This is a genomic window from Paenarthrobacter sp. 10L412, assembly GCF_056395565.1.
This window is the reverse complement of sequence record NZ_JBFTJT010000011.1, coordinates 82059-98006: the sequence shown is the minus strand read 5'-3', so window position 1 is coordinate 98006 and position 15948 is coordinate 82059. Positions and strand designations below refer to the sequence as shown.

The window sequence follows — 15948 nt, the reverse complement described above, 5'->3', positions numbered from 1 at the left end:
AGGTCAGGAAGCTACCGACCCGCGCGCGTCATTTCGGGGCGGGCCCTGTGGTGCTGCGGATGACCAGGTGCGGTGTCCGCACAAGGTGCGCGGGTGGGGTCGAGCCTTCCAGCCGATCAATGGCACGGTCGACGGCGGCCCGCGCCAGGAGCGGGGCGTCCTGGCTGACGGAGGACAACTGGACGTAACTAAGGCGGGCGAACTGGCTATCGTCGTAACCCAGGACGGACACATCCTCAGGGACCCTGAGCCCAGCCGCCCGGAAGCTTTCCCAGATGCCCAGTGCGCAGCGATCGTTGAAGGCAACGACGGCGGTGGGCAGGTCATCCAGAAGCTCTCGACCAGCCCGGAGGCCGTCTTCTTCGGTGGCTCCACCGGGAATCACCCGGGATTCGAGCCCCCGGCCAGCCATCTCTGCCCGGAATGCTTCGCGCCGCTGTGGACCCGAGACAGCGTCCCCACCGTCCACGTGGGCAATTCTCTGATGCCCCAGCGAGGTGAGATATTCCAGCGCGATGCGGATACCGGCGTCGTCATCGCTGCTGACCGAGTCCAGGGATTCGCCGACGTCGTCGCGCAGCAGGCTGACCACTGGGAGCCTTGCGGCATAACCGGCTAACTCGTCCTCCCCCAGCGCTGGAGAAATCATGATCAGGGCTTCACAGCCCAGATCCAGGAGAGATTCGACGGCCCGGGATTCCGGCCGGCCGTTGGCAACGGCGCTCAGCGCGATATCGTAGCCGCGCAAAGTTGCTCCGGCGTAGGCGGCGTCGACGATTTCGGCGTGGAACGGGTGCGATGTGGAAAAGCTGACGCCCAGAAGCCTCGTCCGGCTGCTGCGCAGAAGCCGTGCACGGCTGTCGGGGCGGTAGCCGAGTTCCTTCGCCGCTTGCTGGACTTTGACGCGCGTGGCTTCAGAGGCTCCAGGGGCGTCCCGCATGACGATGGAAACAAGCGCACGGGAAACCCCGGCCGCTTCAGCCACATCCATCAACGTGGGACGTTTTCCCATCATGGCCCTCCTTTGCCCGCAGCCAGTCTATAGAACGATCTAAGACGCAAACTGCTCAAAGGAGTTTTGCCCCAGACGTGCGGCCGGCCGCGACTCAGACGACCGACCGCACTAGCCCGGTATCGCAGTGACGGCGCCCCGGGTGGGCCCCAGAACCCACCACATCCATCACTGACAACTCAGCGTTGTCCGCGGACATGCGCCGAAAAGGGCAACGGCACATTACGCGGCACAACGACTTGGGCACTGTTTATGTGCTTTGACCTGCGGAAACGTGACGCGGGCTTTTGGAATAATCTTCGGCATTCCCCGATCAGCGTTCTCTGGGCAACATTCCATCGCTGTTTTCCGGCGAGCGCTCTGGCTGTTTTCCACAGGACCTGTTTAATGACCCCATGAGCACCGTGGATCCCGTCGCCCTCAGGAAACTACGCGCCAACAAGCGCCCGGGCCCGCTTGCCGTGGTGCTGGCGCTTGCCTTCCAGTTCGTCGCTGGGTTGGCTGCCGGCTTTGGCTGGCCCCACATTGCAGCCTTCGAGTCGGAGGAGCCTCCGGTCCTGGCAATGGTGGGCGTCGTCTCCAGCATCCCCCTGATTGTCCTGAGCTCCATCGCCTGGACAGCCATCGTGATGAAGCACCGCAAACTTGGGCTCACTCTGGGCGGATCGCTGATGTGGCTTGGCGCGGCCATCGGTGTGGCGGCGGCCGCCGTCGGACTCGAATACCCGGCCATACTGACGTGGATAGGCGTCGGCTGCCTCGCCGTATGCCTGCTCCTGGCGATCCTGGGAGTGATGGCCGCGCAGAAGCGGCGGGCTGGTGCCGAACGTGAGGCCCGTGTCATGAGCACAGGAATCATGACGTCCGCGAGAGTCAGCGACAAAGGGTATCTGGCGTTCCGCGACAGCACCAAGATCCTCACCACCGTGACCTTCACCTTTCATGACTCAAGTGGCATCCAACGCTGGGTGCAGCGTCCCCTCTTGATCAACGCCGCCGACCCGGTGGTTGATGGGCAGGAGACTACGCTCTGGTACGACCCCTTGGACCCCGGCAACGACAAGAAGATTGTGGTGAAACTGGCCCAGGATATGCTTCTGCGCGCGTCGTGATCCTGCAGCCCTGAAAGTGTTGCCACAACGGCGACATTTTTCTTCTCCTCAGTGCACTTAACAGGTGTTGGAACGAGCAACTGATGCGCGGCAGGAGCCACAAATGAACATCCTCAACCAGGTATCGGCAATATCGGCCGTCCTACCGCTCGCCGATGCGCCCGACATCCACCTCCTGTTCATGGCCGGACTTGTTTTCTTTGCGGGCATTGTTGGCTTTGGCAGCGTCCTGCTCCTCCTGTTACTGACCCCGCTCATCAGGCTCGCCTTGGGGCGTCACCTTCCTCATGCCCGTGCCCGGCGGAACGATGCCGCTTAGACGGAGTACAGCAAGAGGCGGCTAGAACGATCTAGACATCTTCGGTCCGAGCATGCGAGCATTGCTTGACTAGAACGTTCTAGACGCCTGAATCGAGGAACAACAATGACGTACCTTCAGCACCCGGTCATCGAGGACCGGCCTGTCCGCATCGCTGTGATCGGCGCCGGATGGATCGGCGCATTCCACGCCGAATCCATCGCCCTGAGGAGCCCGAACGCACGGTTGGAAGCCATCGCTGATCCAGTCCTACCTGCCGTGGAAGCCCTCGCAAGCCGCCTCGGCGTCGCTAAAATCAGCACCGATGTTGCCGACGTCCTCGCCGATCCCGACGTGGACGCCGTACTTATCGCCACTCCCCTGCGGTTCCATTCCGAGCTGATCGCCGCTGCCGCCAAAGCCGGTAAGGACGTGTTCTGCGAGAAGCCCGGCGGGCGGACCATCGCCGAACTCGACTCCGCCATCGAAGCTGCGGCAAGCGCCGGCGTCGTACTTCGTTTCGGTTTCAATCGCCGCTACTCCACGGATTTCGCCGCCGCCCGGAAGCTGATCGACGACGGCGCAGTCGGAGTCCCGCAGCTGCTCCGCTCCCTGACTCGCGATCCCGGCACCGAGGCCGGCATCAGCAACCCGGAGAGGATCGCCCCCGGCACCATCTTCCTGGAAACCCTCATCCACGATTTCGACACCCTGAACTGGCTGAATCCGGGCGCAGTCCCCGTGAAGGTCCACGCAGTGGCGGATGCGTTGGTTGCCCCAGAAGCCAAGGCCGGTGGCCTCCTGGACACCGCGGTTGTCACTGTCACCTACAGCAACGGCGCCATCGCTGTAGCGGAAGCAAACTTCAACGCCCTGTACGGTTACGACGTCCGCGGCGAAGTGTTCGGCTCTGCCGGCATGGTCACCGCCGGCAGCCCACAGGCCACCAACGCCACCAGCTACACAGCCGCAGGCATCGGATCAGACACCACTCGCCTGAACATCGACCTCTTCCACGACGCCTATACGGCAGAGCTGGCCCACTTCGCGGACGACGTCGCGGCGCGGCGCGGCACAGTGAATCCACGCACGACGCCGGCAAACCCGCCCGCCGCTATCGCTGCTCCCGGTGGGGTGGATGCTCGCAACGCCTTGGCGGTTGCCTTGGCCGCTTTCAGGTCAGCCCAGACGGGGCTGCCCGTCGAGGTGTCCTCGATCGCCGACCTTCGCCCAGCCGAAACGCATTCAACGGCACAGCTTCAGGCCGCAGGGCAGGGAGCATGAGCTTCCGCTTGGCGGTCTGCGCCGAGATGGTCTACGGCGAGCTGCCGTTGATCGATCGCGTGCGCCGCATTCACGATCAAGGCTTCGAGGTGGAGCTTTGGGACACCCGCGGCCGGGACATCGCAGCCCTCGCAGCAACCGGCGCCAGGTTCTCCTCCATGAGTGGCTACTTCGGCGGCAGCGTCATTGATCCCAACACTGCGCATGAAGTCCTGGCCTCCGCCGAGAAGCTGATCCCCACTGCACTTGAGCTGGGCGTCGAACGCATGGTGGTTCACCCCGCCGCACTCGGTGAAGGCGGGCGGGCTGTCCGGCCGGTCCAGCGATCCACGGGCGAGATGTGGTTGACGGGCCTCCGCACGCTGGAACAGCTGGCTGAACTGGGCCAAAAGCACGGCATCGTGTTTGCGCTGGAAAACCTGAACACGATCCTGGACCACCCAGGCATTCCCTTGGCACGCGCCAAGGACACACTGGCGCTGGTCACGGCCGTGAACCACCCCAATATGAAGATGATGCTGGACCTCTACCACGCACAGATCGGTGAAGGGAACCTCATAGAGCTGGTTCGCTCAGCCCAGTCCTTTACGGGCGAGATCCAGGTTGCCGACGTCCCGGGTCGATTCGAACCAGGGACGGGCGAGATCAACTACCCGGCCATCGCCAAAGCACTCCGCGACGCCGGGTACACGGGCGTGATTGGCATGGAGGCCAGTGCAATCGGTGGCCAGGGGATCCAGGCGGGCGACGCAGCGTTGGCAGCCTTCCGCGCCGCGTTCACACCCAACTGAGTCGCAGCTGAGCGCGTTTTGACGGCTCTAAACGCGCTCTAATGCGACTCAGTTGGGTCAATATTTGATCGGTTCCATGCGGCCGCTGCGAAGGGAGATAACCGCAGCTTCTGCAATGGCTTGGGCTTTGAGTCCGTCTTCCAGCGACGGCATGGAATCCGATCCTCCCTCCAAGGAAGAGACGAAGGCGGCGAGGGCCGCTGCATACGTCGGCTGCACCCGTTCGAACCACCCGGGATGCAGCCCGTCGTCCAATACCGAGCCTCCGCTGTACCGGGAAACAGTACCGTTCCTGTGACGACGGGCCTCCACCATTCCGGTCGAGCCCATGATTTCGATGCGTTCGTCGTAGCCATATCCAGTCCGGCGCACAGAATCGATCTGTACCAAAGCACCTCCCGGCAGCCGCAACGTGACCGCGGAGGTGTCGACGTCGTCGTACTTCACGATGCCCGGCTCCGCCAAGGCCGAACCTGTCGCGAAAACCTCTTCCGGGTCCAGGCCGCTGAGCCACCGAGCGAGATCGAAGAAATGCACGGTCTGGTCACGCATCTGGCCGCCTGAGGTGGCGATGTAGGACAGCGGAGGCATGGAGGGACCACGCGATGTCAGCTGAATCAGCTCCACTTTGCCGATCTGGCCCGTGTCCACCACGCGCTTGAGCTCGGCGTAATCGCGATCGAAGCGGCGATTGAAGTCGACCATCACCGGAACGCCAGTCTGCTGCGCAAACGAAGCGACATCGCGGGCGTGGTCAAGGTCCAAGTCGATCGGCTTCTCGCAGAGCACTGCGATGCCGGCGGCAGCAGCGCGGCGGAGGTGCCCGGCGTGGGTGTCCGTGGAGGAGGCGATGAAGACGGCGTCAATCGCCGAAGCATCGAAGACGTCATCCAGGGCCGCGGCTACAGCAGCCCCGTGCATGCCGGCCAGGGACTGTGCACGTTGCTGGTCGACGTCGTACACGAGGCGGAAATCGATGCCGGGATGGGCGGCGAGGTTTGCGGCGTGGACCGATCCGATGAAGCCAGCCCCGATGAGCGCGAAACGGAGCTTCATCACACTACTGCTTTCTCTGTGAAGGCGGGTTTCTCCGTAAAGGCGGGCACTTTCCAAGCCGAGTCCTCCTGATGCGATGCGGCCACGGCCTCGACGAATTGGACGCCGATCAGCCCATCGATGCCGGTGGGGAAGGACAACTCACGGCCGGGAAGCGCCAAGCCGTCGCGACGCGCGCGCAGGACCTCGGCAAGGTCCGAATAGAAGTTGGCGAAAGCTTCAAGGAAGCCCTCCGGGTGGCCGAGACCGACCCGCGTGAGCCGCGTTGCGTCGTCGTGAAGGGTGCCCAGGCCGTGCGTGAGGATGGTCGTAGCCCCGTTCAGATCCTGGACTTTGAGGTGGTGCGGATCCTCGTGCTGCCACTCGAGGCTGCCTGTGTCACCGTAAAGGCGGATGCGTAGCCCGTGATTGTGGCCGGTGGCAGCCATGCTGGCCCAAACGCGCGCCGGGACACCCCCGGACATCTCCAACTCCACCGTTGCGTGGTCGAATACCCGACGTCCTGGAACCAGCGTTTTCAGGCGGCCGGAGAGGCGCTCTGCTTCCAGCCCGGTGATGTATCGAAGCAAGTGGAAGGCATGCGTGCCAAGGTCTCCAACGACGCTCGGGAACCCGGCGATGTCGGGATTCGTACGCCACATGGCCTGCTTGTGGCCAGACTCCTCCAAGGGCGTGGCCGCCCAGCCGGATGCATGCTCGACGTCGGCAAACCGGATGGTGCCCAGTTCACCATTGCGGACCATGCGGGCAGCTTGGCGAACCATCGCGTAGGCCGAGTAGCAGTGCGGAACAGCAAGAATGGCGTCGTTTTCCGCAGCGATCCGGACCAGTGCGGCTGCATTGGCTGAGTCCCTGGTCAGCGGCTTCTCGCACACCACCGAGATGCCCGCTTCGAGAAAGGTGCTGGCGATCTCGAAGTGGCTGTCGTTGGGCGTCGCCACCACCACAACGTCTACGCCATCTTCGCGCGCCGACTCTGCCGCGGCCATTTCACGGTAGTCCGCATAGTTTCGGTCCTCAGGCACCCCGAGCTCGACGGCGATCGCCCGCGAAGCGCTGATGTCCCGGCCAAAGACTCCTGCCTGCAGCTCGAAATGGTCATCCAAGCGCATGGCATAGCGATGCGTCTTGCCAATATCCGCGCCAACGCCTCCTCCGACCATTCCGGCGATCAGACGCCGCGTGTTGGGTGCACTCATGGAGATCCTCTTTGATGTTTTGGAATTTACTTGGACCGGTCCATAATGGAGTCTAAGAAGGGGCGGCGTCAAGCCCTCTAAGCTTGGAACGAACCTGACAGACCGGAACGAGAGCCCCATGCCTGATGCACCATCCCCGGCCGGCGCGCCGGGAACCAAGCCAACCATCCGCGATGTCGCAAGCGTCGCGGGTGTTTCCAAGTCCTTGGTCTCCCTCGTCTTACAGGGCTCTGCCAACGTCAGTGAGAGCCGTCGTCGTGCCGTCATGGAAGCCATGGAAAACCTGGGCTACAGGCCCAACCGCCTGGCCCAGCGACTCTCCGGGCCGCGCAGCGGAACCATCGGCGTGATGCTCAACGACATCCGGAATCCGTGGTTCGTGGAACTCCTCGAGGGACTCACGGCAGCTCTTCACTCAGCAGGCGTTTCACCCGTTCTCGCCGATTCATATACTGACCAGCGGGTGGGCCGGAGCTCGGTGGAGACACTCCTGGAGCAGCGAGTGGATGGCCTGGTGGTAGTGGGTACCACCAACGAATCTGCTGCGATTGAGAAGGCTGCGCAGAGCATCCCCGTGGTCCTCGCCGGGACGCGCGAACCGGTACTTGCCGGCGTCGACATCGTGGTCAATGATGACGACGCCGGAGCGCGCCAAGCGACGGAGCACCTCATCGCACTGGGTCACCAGCGCATTGCGCACCTTCAGGGGCCGGGCGAGGTGGGAAAGCTGCGGCGCGTCTCGTTCGAACGCAGCATGCACGACGCCGGGCTGGAACCTCTTGCGGTACCGGGCGGCGGCATGAGCGAAGAGAGCGCCTACAGCACAGCAAGCAGGTTGTTGGCCGGGCCGGAGAGGCCCACTGCGATTTTCGCGTACAACGACGTCGCGTGCATCGGCGCGCTTTCGGCTGCAGACGACCTCGGACTTTCCGTGCCCGACGACCTCTCACTGGTGGGTTACGACAACACTTACCTGGCCAAAATCCGGCACCTGTCGCTGACGTCCGTGGACAACGGCAACCTCGCCGTGGGCGTAGAGGCCGGCAAGTTCATCCTCGAGCGGCTCACAACTCCCGATCTCCCTGCGCGGCTGCACCTGGTGCCGTCCCAACTCCAGGTCCGGGGGTCGAGCGGGCAGGCTCCGGCTTAGGGCCAAGGCCGCCCGCACTCTGCCCCCGCCCCCGCTCCCGCAGCAGCAACACCCCGGCATTGGCGGCGACGATCAACCCGATCCCCACCCACTGCCCCGCGGCCAGGTCCTGGTGCAGGATCACCGCACCGATGACCGCAGCAAACACAGGGTTGATGCTCATGAGCACGCCGAACATGTTCGCCGGGACCCGTCGCAGCGCGATCAGATCGGCCACGTAAGGCAGCACGGACGCGAAGATTCCGGCCGCCACAGCGCAAAGAACAGCCAAGCCGTCCACTGGTTGACTGATGAAAACCACGACGGCGACAGGCAGGAACAGCGTCGCCGACACTCCTGTTGCGGCTGCTGTGCCCTGGATGCCCTGCACTCTTTGGCCGACGGTCCGGTTCAGGAGGATGTAGGCGGCCCAGCTGCAAGCGGCGATGAGCCCCAAACCAATCCCCACGATGTCCATGGATGCTTCGGGCCGGGTGATGGCCAGGACGCCGAACGCAGCAATCACAGCGCAGAGCGCACTGCTCTTTCGTCGCGAGCTGATCAACGCCACGGCCAGGGGTCCAAGGAACTCAAGGGTGACGGCAAGTCCAAGGCCGATCCGTTGGATAGACGCGTACAGGCCGAGATTCATGGTGCCGAACGAAACGGCGAGCAGAAGGACAGGCCACCATTGCCGCCAGCTCAATTCCCTCAGCCGGGGCCGGACGATCGGCAAGAGAACTGCAGCCGCCACGAGCTGGCGCACCGCCACTACACCTATGGGTCCCATGACTGGAAAGGCGAATGATGCCGTGGCGGCGCCAAGTTGGTTGGACAGTGCGCTGGCCAGGAGGGTCGCCGCGCCCCCGGCCTTCCGGGATGGCTTTACTCCAACTGCCCTCGTATCGATCATGGTGAAATTCTGCGCTTGGACCGTGTATCCGCTAAATGCATGGATGAGGCTATTTATGCGATGGGTGCATGAATAGGATGGGCGGTATGGACGTTGAGGTGAGGCAATTACGGTGCCTCCTGGCTGTAGTCGAGGAAGGCACATTCACCGATGCCGCCATTGATCTCGGGATGTCCCAAGCGGCCGTTTCACGCAACATCTCCGGGCTGGAACAGGTTCTCGGGGTACGGCTCCTGGAACGGACCACCCGCAGCGTTGGCCTGACTCCCTCCGGCGAGCGCGTGGTGGCCAAGGCACGGCGCGTCCTCTCACTTCTGGGCGACCTCGAAAGGGAGGCCCGGTCCGGTACCGGAAAGATCCGGATCGGCTACGCGTGGTCCGCTTTAGGCGAGCACACCATGGAGTTCCAGCGACGATGGGCGGCCGTAATCCCGGACGTGGAGCTGCTGCTACTGCACTCCAACTCCCCTACCGGCGGCCTTGCAGATGGAACCACCGACTTCGCTATCCTTCGACGCCTTCCGGATGCGCCCGGCGTCGAGCACGTCCGGATTGGCGAGGAGAAGCGGTACTGTGCCATGTCCTCGGACGATCCCCTGGCAGCGCGACGTTCCGTAACCATGGCGCAGGTGGCCCAGCGGCCGGTCGCCATGGACTTGCGGACGGGAAGCACAACTCTTGACTTGTGGGCGGCGGAGGGGCGGCCGGACATCGTACCCATTAACGATGTAGATGATTGGTTGACGACAATTGGCAGCGGGGCGGCGCGCGGCATGACTGCCGAATCCACCGCTCACCAGTATCGGCGCAGGGGCATCATCTACCGTCCGGTGCGCGATGCCCCGCCGGTGTCGGTGTACCTCGCGTGGTCCACGAAGGATCCGCCGCAGGAGCGCGAGCGGATTGCGGAGTTGCTGATGGGGCTGTACGGAAACGGCTAGCTCGCCGCGCGCATCTTCTTAAGGTGCAGGCCCCGGCAGGGAATCGCTGCGGACACCAGATCCTTGCTGTGCTCGTGCTGGGGCTCGGCGAAGAACTTGTGGGTGTCGGTGAGTTCCACCAGGCGGCCCTGGAAGAGTACAGCCACGCGTTGGCACATGTGCCGCACTACGTCCATGTCGTGGGTGATGATCATCAGCGACAATCCCCTGTCCCGGTGCAGGCGTTGCAGCAGGTCAAGAATGGTTCGCTGGGTCAGGGCGTCCAGGGCCGACGTCGCTTCGTCGCAGATGAGAACCTCGGGTTCCAACAGGAGCGCCCGGGCAATCGTGACGCGCTGCAGTTGGCCACCGGAACATTGTCCAGGGCGCCTGTCCAGCAGGCACGGTTCCAGTTCTACTTCCTTCATGGCGTCCTGAAGCCGCTGTGACCTTTCGGCGGACGAAAGCCCAGCGTGCTGGCGGAGGGGAGCCTCAAGGCTGGCGCGGAGCGTCATGCGGGGGTCGAAGGAATCGTGGGGCTCCTGGAAAACCAACTGCACAGCTGTGGGCGGGCTGCTCTCTCCTGCCGCCAGGGTGCGGGTGATGCTACCGCCGCTGATCCCTTCCAGCCCGACGATTGCCCTGGCGAGGGTGCTTTTCCCGGACCCGGATTGGCCAAGGACACCAAGGATCTCGCCCTGCTTGAGGGCTAGCGAAACCGAGTTCAATGCGGGCCGGGTGCGGCTGCTGCCAAGACCAAGACGCTTACCCAGCCCCAAGCGCTTACCAGGCCCGAAGTGTTTGATGACGTTCGTCAGGGTCAGCACGTTACGCCCCTGCGGCGTGACGTCCGTGATGCTGGTGGGCAACAGGTTTGATGCGTCCAGAAGCTTCCGCGTGTAGGCGGTATTGGGGCTGCCCAGAACGGCCTCTGTAGTGCCGGACTCCACGATCTTCCCGGCATCCATCACCAGGACCCGGTCCGCGAAGGCTGCCACAGACGCCAGGTTGTGGGTGATGTACAGGATGCCGAGCCCACGCTGCCTGCGCTCACGGTCCAGCAGTTCCAGGATCTGGCTTTCCAGCACTTTGTCCAGAGCGGAGGTGGGCTCGTCTGCCAGCAGGATTTCGGGTTGGCCTGCCAACGCCATCGCGGTCATTGCCCGCTGCGCCATTCCACCGGAAAGCTGGTGCGGGTAGGCCCGCGCACCCCATTCCGGATCTTCGAAGCCCACCTCGGCGAGCAGTTCCAGCATCTTCTGGTCTGCCAGCTTGCCACCGAGGCCAGCGTGCAGCTTAAGGGGTTCCTTCAGGTGCTTGCGGATGGTCTTGTTCGGGTTGAACATCCTCTTGGGCTGCTGGAACAACATCCCCAGCCGACCGCCGCGGATACGGTTCAATTCTGATTCCGGCGCGTTGGTCACGTCCAACGGGCCAAGTCTGATGGACCCGGACTCAATCCGCAGCGGCTCCGGCAGTAACTGCAGGACGGACTTGGCAGTCATGGTCTTTCCCGAGCCCGAGCCACCCACGAGGGCCACGAACTCTCCCGGCCGGACCGTCAGGCTGACTCCGGACAGGACCGGAGCTCCGGACAGGATCGGTGGCCCTGGCAGGACATGAGGCTGTGCGGCCGTGCTGCGGACGGTCAGGTCCTCGATGACGAGCTCAGGCATGCTGGCCCTCCTCCACGAGGACATCTACGGGGTCCGCTGCCCGGCGGGAGGCCCGCTGGCCGATCAGGGTGACGCAGAGAGCCACCAGGAAGATGGCAATTCCCGGGGCGATGATCCCCCACGGAGCCCGCTCTGCGTAAGGTTGGGCCGCTGCCACCATGGAGCCCCAGTCAGATTGCGGCGGTTGGACACCGAGCCCAAGGTAGGACAGCGCTCCGACGCTGATCAGGAGCTGCCCGAACCGCAGCGTCGCCTGTCCCAGCATCGGCGCTGCCAGGTGCGGAACGAGGTGGCGGAAAATAATGAACGACGGCGAACAGCCCACCACGCGCGCCGCTTCAACGAATCCGCGTGCAGACACGTCATAGGCAAGCGTGCGTGCAAGCCGGGCGAACGGTGTCCATCCAGTAACGGTGAGCGCCACGAGCAACGACGAGAATCCGGTACCCATCGCAGCCACGATAAACAGCGCCACCACCATCTCCGGCAAGGCGAGCAGGACATCATTGGTACGGGTGAAGAATTCGTCCAGCCAGCCCTTACGACGCGCACTCAGCACGCCGATCACCAGGCCGACGAGTCCGGTCAGCACCGTGGCCAGTGCGGCCACCACCAAAGAGAAGCGACCGCCGTCGAGCAATCTGCTGAGCGTGTCCCGCCCAAGGTGGTCCGTTCCCAGCCAGTGGCTGGCGCTGGGCGATGCAAGGCGCGCGGCCAGGTTCTGGTCGTCCGGCGGGAACGGCGTCAGCCAGGGCGCGGCCGCTACAGCGGCTATCACCAAGGCGAGAACTACGACGGCGGCCTTGTCTACCGCTGAGAGGTTACGCAAGGGCGCCACTCACCTTAGGGCTGAGAATCCGATGGAGGAAGTCCGCGAGGGTGGTGATCGCTACGGCGAGTGCAACGACGACGACAACACCGCCCTGCGCCAGGGGAATGTCGCTGTTCACCACGGCGTCGTACAAGAGCCGTCCCATGCCCGGAATCGCGAAAATGACCTCCACAATGACCGAACCTCCCAGGAGACCCGCGAACCATACGGCGAAAAGAGTGGACAGCGGAACCAGCCCGTTGGGTATGACATGCCGCATGACGGTCTGGACGTGACTGAGACCGCGGGCCCTGGCGGCTTGTATGTGCTCTGCTTCCAAAGCATCGATCATGCCGGAGCGCACTGCTGAGGTGAAGAAGCTGATGGGTCGCAGGGCGAGGGTTACCGCCGGCAGGACTATGGATGATGTGGTGTTCCAGCCAGCTGACGGCAGGAAGGACAGCTTGAGGGCGAAAACCAAGACCAGGAGCGGCGCCAGCCAGTACTCGGGTATTGCGATGAACGACTGGGTGATGGTGGTGATCAGTTTGTCGGCTTTTCCACCTTGTTTCAGTCCTGCGACGATTCCCAAGGGCAGCGACACCGCCACCGCTATGCCCAAGGCCACGATCACCAGGCTGAGGGTGATGCCAAGAGCGGGCATTACCTGGTCAACCACGGGCGTCCGGCTGATATGCGACAACCCCATGTCGCCGCTGAAGAAATCTCCGAGCCAGCGGAAATACTGGACAGGGAGTGGATCGTGGAGACCCAGGCTTTGGCCGAGGGCCTGGACAGTGGAATCGTCCACAACATCCCCGGCAACCCGGGAACGGATGATCTTGCGGACGGGATCGCCCGGGGTGACGTAGGGAATAAGGAAAACGGCGAAAGACGACAGCAGGACGGCGGCCACGAGGGTCGCCGTCCGCTTCGCAAGGAACGTGATCATGCGGGTTTGGTTCGTTGGTCCCAGCTCGCTGCTAGGAGCCGGACTTTGCGGTCTGTGCTGTCAGGACGTAACGGGACAGGGGATCCTGGACGTAGGAGAGGACGTTGCTGCGGATAGCGTCAGTTGCTTGTTCATTGACCAGCCAGAGGTTCACGGCCTGGTCATCCAGGATCTCGCCGGCCTTGGCGTAGAGCTTGTAGCGTTCCTCGGTGTTGGACGTCCGGGCCGCTTCGGCAATGGTGGAGTCGTACTCCTCGTTGCAGAAGTGGCTGAGGTTGTAGCTGCCCTTGCACGTGTAGTCCGCGGTGAGGAAGCCGATCGGATCTGCGATATCTATCAGCCTGTTCCGTTGGCTGAGGATCATGTCGTAGTTGCCGGCCAGAACGTCCGGCTCAGCTGAGGCGTATTCCTTGGCCTGGATAGTGACCGGGACACCAATGCTCTTCAGGTTGTCCTGAATCACGGTGGCGACGTCGGCGAATTCTGACCGTTCGACGATGGCAATGATCTCCAAGGGCCTGTCCGCGGTGTATCCAGCATCGGAGAGGAGCTTCTTTGCTTCCTCAACGTTCTGCTTGGGTGGGCTTGCTTTGCCTGAAGCCCACGGTTCGGAAGATGCGAACGGTCCCGCTGCCGGTAGGGCTGCGCCCTCGTAGACGCTGGCCGCCAGGGCATCTAGATCCAGTGCAGACCGCAGGGCCTTGCGGAAGTCGACGTTATCGAAGGGAGCCCGTCCATTGTTCATGTAGAGCGTCGCCGTGCGGGGCGAGTTGGCTTTGAGAACAGAAACCTCAGGGGCGTTCTTGAGCGTGGAGAGGCCGGAGGCAGGGATTGAAAGCGAGATGTCAGCTTCCCCGGTTTGGACCTGTGCCGCGCGGGTGGCGCCGTTGGTGATGAAGCGGACTTCGGCTCCAGCGAGTTGCACGTCGCCGCCCCAGTAGTTCTTGTTGCGATCCAGCGTCAAGGACTGCTTGGCTTTCTCGGACACGGGAACGAACGGCCCGGTGCAGTGACCGAAGGGGTCCACGGTGGCGCCTTGGTAAGCAGCCGGTGACAGGATGCCGGTGTTGACGCTGGCAAGCCGGAACGGAACCAGCGGGCTCTCCGCAGGTGTTGTCACGCGAACTGTCTTGGCGTCTACGGCCTGGACACCGCTGACAATGCCCGGGTTAAACGCCCGCGCAGGGACCTTGGCCTTGAGGACGGTGTTAAGGGCCGCCGCCACCGACTCGGCAGTGAGGTCGGTTCCGTCCTGGAACTTGACGCCCTGGCGAAGGGTGAAGTCCCACTCAAGGGGTGAGACCTGCTTCCATTCGGTGGCAAGGAACGGAACAACCTTGCCCTCGGCGGAGTCGTACTTGGTCAGCGTCTCCAGGCACCCGGACAGCGACAGGATGTACGCGGAGTCGGATTCCAGCGCCCAGTTGGCCACGGGCGCACGGAAGTTGTCCACCACAATGCGCTGGTTGGTATCCGCGACTTTCCCGGAGGCACCCGTCTGGGCCCCACTCAGACCACAACCCGTGAGGGCAAGGAGGGACGCAAGACCTAGGGTTGCGAATCGGCTGAGTTTGCGCAAAGGAACCGCCTGTTAAGTGTGCCCGGGGAAGCACAAGGAAATTGAAGACTATTTAGGTTAGCCTTACCTCTTTATTTCCGCGAAATGGCGTTCTTGGCGTCTGTAACAATTTGCGCTCCACCAGGAGCTTCAGAACGTTGTGGCGTCGATGACGAAGCGGTAGCGGACGTCGCTGGCGAGCACCCGTTCAAATGCTTCGTTGATCTGGTTTGCGTGGATGACTTCCACGTCTGCTCCCAGGCCGTGGGCGGCGCAGAAATCCAGCATTTCTTGTGTTTGGCGGATTCCCCCCATCCTTGAACCGCTAAGGTTGCGTCGGAATTCCACCAGCGACCAAGCGCGCTGGCTCAACGGTTTGGAGGGCAGGCCCACGAGGACCATGGTGCCGTCCAGGGCAAGCAAGGACAGGTACGCATCCACATCGATGTCCGCGGAGACGGTGTTGATGATCAGATCCAGCTGGCCCTTCAGATATTCGAAGGTGGCGGGTTCGGATGTTGCATAGTAGCTGTTGGCGCCGAGCCGGACGGCGTCCTCCTGCTTTTTGAGCGATTGGCTAAGGACGGTGACTTCGGCTCCCAAGGCCGCTGCGATCTTCACGCCCATATGGCCCAGTCCGCCCATACCTATGATGGCCACGCGCTTGCCTGGCCCGGCTTTCCAGTTACGCAGCGGCGCGTATATGGTGATTCCCGCGCACAGCAGTGGGGCCGCCTCTTGGAGGGGTATGCCGTCGGGGACTCTGAGGACGTAGTTCTCATCCACCACGATGCTTGTGCTGTAACCGCCGGCGGTGGGCAGCCCGTCACGGCCGAACGAGTTGTACGTGCTCGTGGCACCTTGCAGGCAGTACTGCTCCTCGCCTGCCCGGCAATTGACGCATTCCCTGCAGGAATCAACGAAGCAGCCCACCCCCACCCGGTCCCCCACCGCATGACGGGTGACTTTTGGACCGATGGCTTCCACCACTCCGACGATCTCGTGGCCAACCACCAGGGGGTAGTTACTGGCCCAGTCTCCGCGGGCGGCGTGGATGTCGGAGTGGCAGATTCCGGTGTATCTGACGGAAATCTGCACATCGAAGTCACCGGGATCGCGCCGCTCCACAGTGCCAGGGGTGAGGTCCGCGGTGGGAGAAGAGGCTACATAGGCCTTCACGGTAGTAGGCATGTCATCCTTCTTTCGGCAGTTGGCACGAGAACGGCTGGGGACCAGA

The 15948-nt window shown here is 63.2% G+C and carries 15 protein-coding genes; 6 read left to right on the top strand and 9 right to left on the bottom strand.

Features of this window, described 5'->3' with window-relative positions; genetic code table 11:
- Nucleotides 1-28: 28 nt before the first annotated feature.
- Nucleotides 29-1015: a LacI family DNA-binding transcriptional regulator gene (locus AC1DD7_RS16585; RefSeq protein WP_477515837.1), complete on the bottom strand. Its 987-nt coding sequence runs from the start codon at nt 1013-1015 to the stop codon at nt 29-31.
- A gap of 392 nt (nt 1016-1407) precedes the next feature.
- On the opposite strand from AC1DD7_RS16585, the gene AC1DD7_RS16580 reads away from it, so the two are divergent.
- From AC1DD7_RS16580 to AC1DD7_RS16565, 4 genes are all read left to right on the top strand, one after another.
- Nucleotides 1408-2124: a hypothetical protein gene (locus tag AC1DD7_RS16580; protein ID WP_477515836.1), complete on the top strand. Its 717-nt coding sequence runs from the start codon at nt 1408-1410 to the stop codon at nt 2122-2124.
- A gap of 103 nt (nt 2125-2227) precedes the next feature.
- Nucleotides 2228-2443, top strand: coding sequence for a hypothetical protein (locus AC1DD7_RS16575; protein WP_431117646.1), 216 nt, complete (start codon nt 2228-2230; stop codon nt 2441-2443).
- Nucleotides 2444-2548: 105 nt separating this feature from the next.
- Nucleotides 2549-3706, top strand: coding sequence for a Gfo/Idh/MocA family oxidoreductase (locus tag AC1DD7_RS16570; protein ID WP_477515835.1), 1158 nt, complete (start codon nt 2549-2551; stop codon nt 3704-3706).
- Nucleotides 3703-4497, top strand: a complete 795-nt coding sequence (locus AC1DD7_RS16565; RefSeq protein ID WP_477515834.1) for a TIM barrel protein — start codon at nt 3703-3705, stop codon at nt 4495-4497. Before AC1DD7_RS16570 ends, AC1DD7_RS16565 begins: the two co-directional genes overlap by 4 nt.
- Nucleotides 4498-4554: 57 nt before the next feature.
- Here the strand turns inward: AC1DD7_RS16565 and AC1DD7_RS16560 are convergent, their stop codons facing one another.
- Both AC1DD7_RS16560 and AC1DD7_RS16555 read right to left on the bottom strand, forming a co-directional pair.
- Nucleotides 4555-5553: a Gfo/Idh/MocA family protein gene (locus AC1DD7_RS16560; RefSeq protein WP_477515833.1), complete on the bottom strand. Its 999-nt coding sequence runs from the start codon at nt 5551-5553 to the stop codon at nt 4555-4557.
- Entirely contained in the window at nt 5553-6752 is a 1200-nt protein-coding gene (locus tag AC1DD7_RS16555; protein ID WP_477515832.1) for a Gfo/Idh/MocA family protein, read from the bottom strand. Before AC1DD7_RS16555 ends, AC1DD7_RS16560 begins: the two co-directional genes overlap by 1 nt.
- Nucleotides 6753-6870: 118 nt before the next feature.
- On the opposite strand from AC1DD7_RS16555, the gene AC1DD7_RS16550 reads away from it, so the two are divergent.
- Complete coding sequence (locus AC1DD7_RS16550; protein ID WP_431117639.1) at nt 6871-7902, top strand: LacI family DNA-binding transcriptional regulator; 1032 nt, start codon at nt 6871-6873, stop codon at nt 7900-7902.
- Here AC1DD7_RS16550 and AC1DD7_RS16545 read toward each other — a convergent pair.
- A complete protein-coding gene (locus AC1DD7_RS16545; RefSeq protein ID WP_477515831.1) occupies nt 7817-8794 on the bottom strand; it encodes an EamA family transporter in 978 nt (325 codons plus the stop codon). The two genes, AC1DD7_RS16550 and AC1DD7_RS16545, sit on opposite strands and share 86 nt — an antisense overlap.
- Nucleotides 8795-8880: 86 nt before the next feature.
- Between AC1DD7_RS16545 and AC1DD7_RS16540 the strand changes: the two genes are divergently transcribed.
- Nucleotides 8881-9735, top strand: a complete 855-nt coding sequence (locus AC1DD7_RS16540; protein WP_477515830.1) for a LysR family transcriptional regulator — start codon at nt 8881-8883, stop codon at nt 9733-9735.
- On the opposite strand, the gene AC1DD7_RS16535 is transcribed toward AC1DD7_RS16540, so the two are convergent.
- The 5 genes from AC1DD7_RS16535 to AC1DD7_RS16515 form a co-directional block, all read right to left on the bottom strand.
- Nucleotides 9732-11390, bottom strand: coding sequence for an ATP-binding cassette domain-containing protein (locus AC1DD7_RS16535; protein WP_477515829.1), 1659 nt, complete (start codon nt 11388-11390; stop codon nt 9732-9734). The two genes, AC1DD7_RS16540 and AC1DD7_RS16535, sit on opposite strands and share 4 nt — an antisense overlap.
- Entirely contained in the window at nt 11383-12228 is an 846-nt protein-coding gene (locus tag AC1DD7_RS16530) for an ABC transporter permease (protein ID WP_477515828.1), read from the bottom strand. The genes AC1DD7_RS16535 and AC1DD7_RS16530 overlap by 8 nt, the downstream gene beginning before the upstream one ends.
- The gene (locus AC1DD7_RS16525; protein ID WP_477515827.1) at nt 12212-13153 is read right to left on the bottom strand and encodes an ABC transporter permease; all 942 of its coding nucleotides are present in this window, start codon (nt 13151-13153) and stop codon (nt 12212-12214) included. The genes AC1DD7_RS16530 and AC1DD7_RS16525 overlap by 17 nt, the downstream gene beginning before the upstream one ends.
- A 31-nt stretch (nt 13154-13184) precedes the next feature.
- The gene (locus AC1DD7_RS16520) at nt 13185-14732 is read right to left on the bottom strand and encodes an ABC transporter substrate-binding protein (protein ID WP_477515826.1); all 1548 of its coding nucleotides are present in this window, start codon (nt 14730-14732) and stop codon (nt 13185-13187) included.
- Nucleotides 14733-14861: 129 nt separating this feature from the next.
- Nucleotides 14862-15902 (bottom strand): NAD(P)-dependent alcohol dehydrogenase, encoded by a 1041-nt coding sequence (locus tag AC1DD7_RS16515; protein WP_477515825.1) that lies wholly within the window; start codon nt 15900-15902, stop codon nt 14862-14864.
- Nucleotides 15903-15948: the final 46 nt, after the last annotated feature.